General features: G+C 44.3%; 7 protein-coding genes and 2 tRNA genes. 8 read left to right on the top strand and 1 reads right to left on the bottom strand.

Features of this window, described 5'->3' with window-relative positions:
- Nucleotides 1–58: 58 nt before the first annotated feature.
- Nucleotides 59–2,620 (bottom strand): DNA mismatch repair protein MutS, encoded by a 2,562-nt coding sequence (gene mutS, locus ACM2FC_RS23185; protein ID WP_498483410.1) that lies wholly within the window; start codon nt 2,618–2,620, stop codon nt 59–61.
- 84 nt (nt 2,621–2,704) lie between these two features.
- Between mutS and pncC the strand changes: the two genes are divergently transcribed.
- The 8 genes from pncC to ACM2FC_RS23145 all read left to right on the top strand — a co-directional run bounded on the left by pncC (nt 2,705) and on the right by ACM2FC_RS23145 (nt 9,866).
- A complete protein-coding gene (pncC, locus tag ACM2FC_RS23180; protein WP_498483409.1) occupies nt 2,705–3,202 on the top strand; it encodes a nicotinamide-nucleotide amidase in 498 nt (165 codons plus the stop codon).
- Nucleotides 3,203–3,376: 174 nt separating this feature from the next.
- Nucleotides 3,377–4,420, top strand: coding sequence for a recombinase RecA (gene recA / locus ACM2FC_RS23175; protein WP_498483408.1), 1,044 nt, complete (start codon nt 3,377–3,379; stop codon nt 4,418–4,420).
- 102 nt (nt 4,421–4,522) lie between these two features.
- Nucleotides 4,523–4,987: a recombination regulator RecX gene (recX, locus tag ACM2FC_RS23170; RefSeq protein WP_498483407.1), complete on the top strand. Its 465-nt coding sequence runs from the start codon at nt 4,523–4,525 to the stop codon at nt 4,985–4,987.
- A gap of 238 nt (nt 4,988–5,225) precedes the next feature.
- Nucleotides 5,226–7,808 (top strand): alanine--tRNA ligase, encoded by a 2,583-nt coding sequence (gene alaS, locus ACM2FC_RS23165; protein ID WP_498483406.1) that lies wholly within the window; start codon nt 5,226–5,228, stop codon nt 7,806–7,808.
- A 194-nt stretch (nt 7,809–8,002) separates the two neighbouring features.
- Nucleotides 8,003–9,181, top strand: a complete 1,179-nt coding sequence (locus tag ACM2FC_RS23160) for an aspartate kinase (protein WP_498483405.1) — start codon at nt 8,003–8,005, stop codon at nt 9,179–9,181.
- Between the two features lie 100 nt (nt 9,182–9,281).
- Nucleotides 9,282–9,479: a carbon storage regulator CsrA gene (gene csrA, locus ACM2FC_RS23155; RefSeq protein ID WP_004415691.1), complete on the top strand. Its 198-nt coding sequence runs from the start codon at nt 9,282–9,284 to the stop codon at nt 9,477–9,479.
- 185 nt (nt 9,480–9,664) lie between these two features.
- Nucleotides 9,665–9,757 (top strand) — tRNA-Ser (locus ACM2FC_RS23150).
- A 32-nt stretch (nt 9,758–9,789) separates the two neighbouring features.
- A tRNA-Arg gene (locus ACM2FC_RS23145) sits at nt 9,790–9,866 on the top strand.

Raw genomic sequence — 9,866 nt, 5'->3', positions numbered from 1 at the left:
ATCAGATCGCGGCTTGGGCTTTTAGTTCCATCTATTTCTTATGCGCAGCTCAGGTTAATTACACCAAGGCTTTCAATCGGTATAACTCTTCGAGCGCTTGTCGAGGCGTTAAATCATTTGGATCGATATTGGCCATCGCTTCTTCTAACTCACTCGGCTCTGGGATTAGGCTGAGTTGGTTTGCAACATCAGGTACACTTGAGTTTTCTTGAGGCAATTGCTGACTTATTTTTTCTAGTTGGCTTAGCTTGGTTCGAGCGTTCTTAATCACACTTTTTGGTACGCCTGCTAACCCTGCTACCGCCAGTCCATAGGATTTACTTGCCGCTCCTTCCTGTACTGCATGCATAAACACGATATTATCTCCGTGTTCAACCGCATCGAGATGAACGTTGGCTAAAGTTGGTATTTGATTCGGTAGCTCGGTCAATTCAAAGTAATGAGTAGCAAATAGTGTTAACGAACCTATTTTGTTTGCCAGCCATTCTGCACTAGCCCATGCTAAGGAAAGTCCATCGTAAGTGCTTGTACCTCGACCGATTTCATCCATTAACACTAAGCTTTTCTCAGTTGCATTATGTAGAATATTGGCGGTTTCAGTCATTTCAACCATAAATGTAGAGCGTCCAGAAGCTAGGTCATCTGATGCACCAATGCGGGTAAAGATCCGATCAATTGGGCCAATTTGTGCTGATTCAGCAGGAACATAGCTACCGATATGAGCCAACAGTGCGATGAGCGCTGTTTGCCTCATGTAGGTTGATTTACCACCCATGTTCGGCCCGGTTACTATCAGCATCTTTCTAGAAGGGTTAAGCGCTATCGGGTTGGCAATAAATGGTTCATCCATTACTTTCTCAACCACTGGATGTCGACCAGCAGAGATTTGAATACCAACCTCTGAAGCCAATGTTGGGCGGCAGTAGTCTAATGTATCGGCTCTTTCCGCCATATTCTGTAATACGTCCAACTGAGACAACGCAGATGCCAAGTTTTGCAGCTTTTCTAGATGAGGCAGGAGAAGATCAAACAGTTGCTCCCATAGCTGTTTTTCAAGTGCAAGAGCTTTTGATTTAGAGTTCAGTACTTTATCTTCATGTTCTTTTAACTCAGGAATAATATAGCGCTCGGCATTTTTCAATGTTTGGCGCCTTACATAGTGCGGTGGAACAAGGTGGCTTTGCCCGCGGCTGACTTGAATAAAGAAACCATGAACATTGTTATAACCGACTTTAAGAGTATCGATACCATGTCGGTCTCTTTCATCGGCTTCTAATTTCTCAAGGTATTCTGTTGCCCCTTCGGCTAACGCCCGCCACTCATCAAGCTCTGCGTCATATCCTGAAGCAATAACTCCACCATCGCGGATGACTACGGGAGGGTTCTCTTTAATCGCTTGTTCTAAAAGCTGGCAAACATCGTCAATTGGAGCACAGTATTGCGCGAGTTTTGCTAGATAGTTGTTCGAAAACTCACTTGAAGTAGCAGCAAGCTCTGGTAACTGTTGCAGAGCTTGTCTTAGACGAGCCATATCTCTTGGACGAGCAGAACGCAGCGCCAAACGTGCAATAATGCGCTCAATATCGCCGATTTGCTTTAATGTAGGATTAAGTTCGGCAAAAAAACTGTTGTCTTTTAGTTCAGTGATGGCATCTAAACGCTGGTTCAAGGTATCTCGGCAACGCATCGGTTGGTGTAGCCAACGTTTTAGCATTCGACTACCCATCGCTGTAGCGGTATGGTCTAGAACTTCAGCAAGGGTATTATCGTTTCCACCGGATAGGTTTTGAGTCATTTCTAAGTTTCTGCGTGTGGCTGCATCTAAGATAACGGAGCTATCTTGTCTATCATATGTCAGTGAACGAATATGAGGAAGTGCTGCGCGCTGAGTGTCCTTGACATACTGGATCAAACATCCGGCAGCAGATAAACCGAGACGAGCATCTTCCACACCAAAACCGACCAGATCTTTCGTGCCAAATTGAAGATTCAGCTGCTGTTTGGCAGTCTCTAACTCGAACTCCCAAACAGGTCTTCTGCGGTTACCCTGACGGCTTGCCATTAAATGTACGGGCTCGAAGTCCTCAGGAAAAAGTAGCTCGGTTGGTGACGTTCTTTGCAATTCGGCCGCCATCGCCTCTTCATTTTCAGGCTCACTTAACTGAAAACGACCGGACGTGATATCAAGCGTGGCGTAGCCATAACGATCGTCATGGTGATAGATGGCTGCAATTAGGTTATCAACACGCTCTTTAAGAAGTGCTTCGTCGGTGACGGTGCCGGGCGTTACAATACGAACGACCTTTCTTTCTACCGGGCCTTTGCTAGCAGCAGGGTCACCGATTTGCTCACAAATAGCGATTGATTCACCCAGTTGTACCAACTTAGCTAGATAACCTTCAACGGCATGATAGGGCACGCCGGCCATAGGAATTGGCTCACCTGCAGAAGCGCCACGCTTGGTTAATGAGATATCTAATAGTTGCGAGGCACGTTTGGCGTCTTCATAAAAAAGCTCATAGAAATCTCCCATACGATAGAACAATAAAATATCTGGGTTTTCAGCTTTGAGCTTAAGATATTGTTGCATCATCGGAGTGTGTTTTTGATCAGCTTTCACAGGTAAGTTCTTTTGTTTATTTCCATTGCGGCTTAGGATACGTGAAACCCTTGCCAGCGAAAAGACACAATAAGGCTTTTGTCTATGGAAACTCTATTGCAGCTCAGTGAACAGTTAGGTCAAACACTTTTAAAATCAAGAATGGTTCTGGCTACTGCAGAATCATGCACTGGTGGGGGAATTGCTAGCTCAATCACTGACATTGCAGGTAGTTCAGCGTGGTTTGATCGCGCTTTTGTTACCTATAGTAACGAAGCTAAAATGGAAATGCTGGGGGTGAAATCTGACACCTTGCAAACACATGGCGCAGTTAGCGAAGCTACAGTAAAAGAAATGGTGATAGGGGCGCTGGAAAACTCCAATGCAACAACAGCGGTGTCAGTCAGTGGTATCGCAGGGCCAGATGGTGGAACTGCAGAAAAACCTGTCGGCACAGTATGCTTTGCCTGGGCCGATGATTCTGGATGGTTAAAGGTTGAGACCCAGTGCTTTAAAGGTGATAGAGCAACAGTTCGTGAACAAGCTGTCTTTTATGCGTTGACAGTATTGCAGGATCAATATGTCGCTCAACTTAAAAATTAATTCAGTGACGACAAAGAGTTAAATCACATCTTTGAACAACTTCTAAAAAGTTTGTTTTGTACAGTGGACACTGTATGCATTTACAGTATAATTAAAACTATTGAGGCGAGCCCAATAGGGTAATTCAGCTAAAAAATTATACTCCCCCAATGAGTAAAGTGATCGGAGAAAGTAATGGACGAGAATAAACAGAAAGCGCTGGCTGCAGCTTTAGGCCAGATTGAAAAGCAGTTTGGTAAAGGCTCAATTATGCGTCTTGGTGACAACCGTACCATGGACGTTGAAACCATCTCTACTGGTTCGCTTTCTCTAGATATTGCCCTTGGTGCTGGTGGTCTTCCGATGGGACGTATTGTTGAGATCTATGGTCCAGAATCTTCAGGTAAGACGACTCTTACGTTGGAACTGATTGCTGCGGCTCAAAAAGTTGGTAAGACTTGTGCGTTCATCGATGCCGAGCATGCGCTTGACCCAATTTATGCTGCTAAGCTAGGTGTTGATATCGATGCATTGCTTGTTTCTCAGCCAGATACTGGTGAGCAAGCACTAGAAATTTGTGATGCGTTAGCGCGTTCAGGTGCCATCGATGTGATGGTTGTGGACTCAGTTGCAGCACTAACACCTAAAGCTGAAATTGAAGGCGAAATGGGCGATAGTCACATGGGCCTTCAAGCAAGAATGCTTAGCCAAGCAATGCGCAAGCTAACGGGTAACCTTAAGCAATCTAATTGCATGTGTATCTTCATCAACCAAATCCGTATGAAGATTGGTGTGATGTTTGGTAACCCTGAGACCACAACAGGTGGTAACGCACTTAAATTCTACGCTTCTGTTCGTTTGGATATTCGCCGTACTGGTTCTATTAAAGAAGGCGATGAAGTGGTGGGTAACGAAACTCGCATTAAAGTTGTTAAAAACAAAATCGCAGCACCGTTTAAGCAAGCAGACACGCAGATTCTTTATGGTCAAGGCTTTAACCGTGAAGGTGAACTTATCGACCTTGGCGTTAAGAACAAGCTAGTAGAAAAAGCGGGTGCTTGGTATAGCTACAACGGAGATAAGATTGGTCAGGGTAAAGCGAATGCTTGTAAATACCTAAGGGAGAACCCTGAAGCAGCGACGACTATCGATAGTAAATTGCGTGAAATGCTACTTGCTCCAGTACAAGTAGAAAAAGATGAAAAAGGCGAGCCAGTTGCTCCACAAGAAGAGCTGTAATTTGTTTAAATAACCTTCGTACGGGTTAAATAGATTACGAACTCAAAGCCCTGCAATGCAGGGCTTTCTTTTATGTGGAGCGTTTAACCGACAGGGAAACCGATGAGCTTTGTATCCAAAACACCTTCAATTTCATCCATTGAGTCTGCCATTCAGCTACTTAGCCGCCGAGATCATGGCCAATATGAGCTATCGCAAAAACTGATGCTAAAAGGCTACGATGAGCTATCGATAGATAAGGCGATATCGTTCTGTTCTGAACACAATTATCTGGATGATTTAAGATATGCCAAAAGCCAAATCAGGCAGGCTGTTTATAAAGGGCATGGTAAAAGGCGAATTCGCCAAGAGCTGTTACAAAAAAGAGTCGATGAAACCACTATTGAGCAAGCGTTAGAAGAAGAGCCACAAGATTGGTTTGAGCTTGCCAAAAATACAGCAAATAAGAAATTTAAAGGGCAAAAAGCTCAAGACGCGAAAGAATACGCCAAACAGGTCAGATTTATGCAGTACAAGGGGTTTTCTTTCGATCAGATTAGCTATGCGTTGGAAGAACAATCTGATTAATTCAATTCTACAGTTAACCTCCTTTTGTTTTGACTCTTCTCCTAACCTCGTTAGTTCAGCTAATGTTGCAAGCTAATGCAAAAAATGATTCCACTTCTTTTGCTTCGTAACGGCTAAAAACTAGGGATTCGAACAAAAATTAACCTCAAAAGGCTAACGCACTCTAGTCGAAGCCTTAACCATGATCTACAATACGGCAAATTTTTGCATTGATTATATTAATTTCAGGAAGAGCTGCATGTACATGAGCACCGACGAGGTTCGCAACGCGTTCCTTAAGTTCTTTGAAAGCAAAGGGCACCAAATTGTAGACAGTTCATCATTAGTCCCAGCTAATGATCCCACTCTGCTATTTACTAACGCGGGGATGAACCAATTTAAAGATTGCTTTTTAGGATTGGAAAAACGTGCTTACACACGAGCGACAACGGCTCAACGTTGCGTACGTGCAGGCGGAAAACATAACGATTTAGAAAACGTAGGTTTTACTGCTCGTCACCACACATTTTTTGAAATGCTGGGTAACTTCAGTTTTGGCGATTACTTCAAAGAAGACGCGATTGCTTTTGCATGGGAATTTCTAACAGAAACTCTTAAGCTGCCGAAAGAGCGTTTGCTTGTCACTATCTATGAAACTGATGATGAAGCTTTTGAAATCTGGAACAAGAAAGTCGGCGTTCCAGCTGAAAGCATTATTCGTATTGGTGATAAGAAAGGTGGTAAACCTTACGAGTCTGACAACTTCTGGCAAATGGGTGACACGGGTCCGTGCGGTCCTTGCACAGAGATCTTTTACGATCATGGCGATCACATTTGGGGCGGTAAACCTGGCACTCCGGAAGAAGATGGCGATCGTTTCATCGAAATTTGGAACAACGTTTTCATGCAGTTCAACCGTCATGCGGATGGAACCATGGAACCTCTACCTAAGCCATCTGTGGACACAGGCATGGGTATCGAGCGTATTTCAGCCATCATGCAAGGCGTTCACTCCAACTATGAAATCGATGTATTCCAAACGTTAATTAAAGCTGCGGCTGAAGTGATTGGTTACGAAGACCTATCTAATCAGTCACTTCGCGTTATTGCTGACCATATCCGCTCTTGCTCTTTCCTTATCGTAGATGGCGTCATGCCTTCTAATGAAGGTCGTGGCTACGTCTTGCGTCGTATCATCCGTCGTGCGGTTCGTCATGGTAACAAACTTGGCGCACAAGATGCATTTTTCCACAAGCTTGTCGGCATTTTAGCTGAAGTGATGGGAAGTGCTGGGCTAGAGCTTAAAAAACAGCAGGCTGTAGTAGAAAAAGTATTGCGTATTGAAGAAGAAAACTTCGGTCGAACACTTGAGCGCGGTATGACTATCTTGAGCGAAGCGTTAGATAATTTAGACGGCAAAGTTCTTGATGGAGAAACAGTCTTCAAGCTTTATGATACTTACGGCTTCCCAGCTGACTTAACTAACGACGTGGCTCGTGAACGTGACTTCACTATCGACGAAGCTGGTTTTGAAAGTGCGATGGAAGCTCAACGTCAGCGCGCTCGTGAAGCAGGGCAGTTCGGTACAGATTACAATGCAGCTATTAAAGTGGATACGGCATCTGAGTTTAGTGGTTACGACAACACAGAATCAGCAAGTAAAGTCACGGATATTTTCGTTGATGTTCAAGCAGTAGAATCTCTTTCTGCCGGCGATAAAGCGATTTTGGTTCTGGAGTCAACACCATTCTACGCAGAATCAGGTGGTCAATGTGGTGATGCTGGTGTGATTACCACGCAAGCTGGCGTGTTCAAAGTTGAAGACACTCAAAAGCTTGGCAATGCGATCGCACATCATGGTGAAATGGCTGAAGGTGTTCTGGCTAAAGGCGATGCTGTTAACGCCAAAGTTGACGCGGAACGTCGTCAGTCAATTTCACTTAACCACTCGGCGACTCACTTGCTTCACGCGGCACTTCGTAAAGTTCTCGGCGAGCACGTAACGCAAAAAGGTTCCTTGGTTAAGGCTGAAAATTTACGTTTTGACTTCTCTCATCTAGAAGCGATGACAGCGGCTGAGATAAAAGAAGTGGAACGCTTGGTGAACACTCACGTTCGCCACAACCATGATATCGAAACCAATGTTATGGATATCGATGCGGCGAAAGAAAAAGGCGCAATGGCTCTATTCGGTGAGAAATACGATGACGAAGTACGCGTATTGTCGATGGGAGATTTTTCTACCGAGCTTTGTGGGGGGATTCACGCTGAAAACACCGGCGATATTGGCCTTTTCAAAATTACTTCAGAAGGCGGTATTGCGGCGGGTATCCGTCGTATTGAAGCTGTGACTGGAGAAGCGGCTCTTGATGCTCTAGATGCACAGCAAGCCAAGTATGAAGACAAGTTGTCTGAAGCAGCTTCAAAGGCAAAAGCGCTAGAAAAAGAAATTGCCCAGTTAAAAGACAAACTCGCTTCTCAAGCTAGTGCGAACCTAACTAGCCAAACAAAAGAAATTGCTGGTGTTAAGGTGTTAGTAGCGCAGCTTGATGGTGCGGATAACAAAGCACTTCGCGGTATGGTTGATGAGCTGAAAAACCAGTTAGGTAGCGGCATAATCATGCTCGGCAATGTATCCGGTGATAAAGTCGGCCTAATTGCTGGTGTAACCAAAGACTTAACCGGAAAAGTAAAAGCGGGTGAGTTAGTGAATATGGTTGCCCAGCAAGTGGGCGGTAAAGGTGGTGGTCGCCCTGATATGGCGCAAGCGGGTGGTAGCGATGCCTCAGCACTGCCAGCAGCGCTTGCAAGCGTCGACAGCTGGATTGAAGAACGCTTATAAACATTGTTAGCCTTAATCAAAAGGATTAAGGCTATGAAATTTATGGAAACCAAGTTCTGTCATTGTTTAGGGTTATTCGAACAATGCAGTGACTTGGTTTTGTTATTTTAACGACTACTTTGACTCTATGAGTTTTGTTGCAATATGTGCAAAGTAGTGCCAATGAGACTCTGATCTCGGGAAGGTGAAGACTGGTGAAAAAGCCCCTAATCGTGCAAAAGTTTGGTGGAACTTCTGTTGGCTCTGTCGATAGAATTCATACTGTTGCCAAACACATCATTGAAGCTAAAAATGATGGTAATCAAGTTGTTGTTGTTGTTTCTGCAATGTTTGGTGAGACTAATCGACTGATGAGTTTAGCGCATCAGGTGGATGATGTGCCTCATGCCAGAGAACTTGATGTTTTGTTGTCTGCTGGTGAGCAAGTCTCCATGGCGTTGCTTGCGATGACGCTTGGAAAGCTAGGCTATCCTGCGCGCTCGTTAACTGGCGGACAAGCGAAGGTTGTGACGAATAATCAATACAATGACGCGACGATTACGCACATTGATACTGCACCAATAAAACGACTACTCGATCAGGAGATGATTGTTATTGTTGCAGGCTTTCAAGGTGTTAATGCTGAGGGGGACATTACAACTTTAGGAAGGGGAGGGTCAGATACTACTGCGGTCACTCTTGCTGGAGCTCTGCAAGCGGACGAATGCCAGATCTTTACCGATGTTGATGGAATCTACACTTGCGACCCACGAGTTGTTCCGACAGCGAGAAAACTCGACAGCATTGATTTTCCTACTATGGAAGAGATGGCACGTAAAGGGGCTAAAGTGCTTCACTTACCTTCTGTGCAATATGCTTGGCAAAATAACGTGCCTTTAAGAGTGCTGTCTACGTTTGATAATGGGCCTGGTAGCCTAGTAAAAGGCAATGTATGTCCGAAGCCTGTATGTGGGTTAGCGATACAACGTTCACTGCTTTCAGTACGTTTTGATAATGATCAGATGTCGAGTGTTGTTCAGCAGTGTCAAATGCTTGGAATTCAGATATGGGGCACAATGGTTGAAGACCAATTTGGCAATATCATGATAAATCAGCAACAATTGGCTAAACTCAATTTGTTGTTTGAAAATGAAATTGATCAGGTAGAGCCAACGAGTCTATTAACCCTTGTTGGAGATAGGGCTGGAGAATTAATCAGCTCAGCAAGCGAGCTATTGGCACAGCATATGATTAAAATCGTGCATTTTGATGTTAATGAACGTTCATTAATGTTATTTTTGTCAGCAGAATCTATCGACAAAGCAGCCAACTTGCTTCATGATTCATACATTGCGACAACCGAAATGCTCGAAATTCACCAAAAACGTGCATAAATAGAGTGCTTGCACCCTAAAAGAGTGTTTACGAAAATGTCACTTTTGGTGGATAATAGTGTCGTAGCAAGTAAAGCAGAGATTACTCAAGGAGCAAAGAATGCTAATTTTGACTCGCCGTGTAGGCGAAACACTTATGATCGGTGATGAAGTAACAGTAACTGTGCTTGGTGTAAAAGGTAACCAAGTACGTATTGGTGTTAACGCTCCAAAAGAAGTTTCTGTCCACCGTGAAGAAATTTATATGCGAATACAAGCCGAAAAAGGTAATGGTAACGTTGCATCGGGCAACTACTAAAAACCACTAGAGGCTAGCGAATTCGCTAGCTTTTTTTTACCCAACTTTTCCCCCAATTTGCCACTCAAGTGTGATTTCTCGCCGCATTGATTAAATAGCCAACAATTAACTGAAAATTTATCGTTTTTTGCCAAGAAAGTATTTGACTTATTTTCGGTAAATCGTAATATGTGCCTCCGCAAGACGGTGAGGTGGCCGAGAGGCTGAAGGCGCTCCCCTGCTAAGGGAGTATACGGTTTGTAGCCGTATCGAGGGTTCGAATCCCTCCCTCACCGCCATGTCTTGTAGCACTTATTTTTATAAGTGATGTGCGTCCTTAGCTCAGCTGGATAGAGTACCTGGCTACGAACCAGGCGGTCGGAGGTTCGAATCCTCCAGGACGCGCCA

This window comes from Vibrio sp. A37 (genome assembly GCF_059777565.1).
The sequence above is the reverse complement of the archived record's forward strand: the minus strand, read 5'-3'. Positions and strand labels throughout refer to the sequence as shown.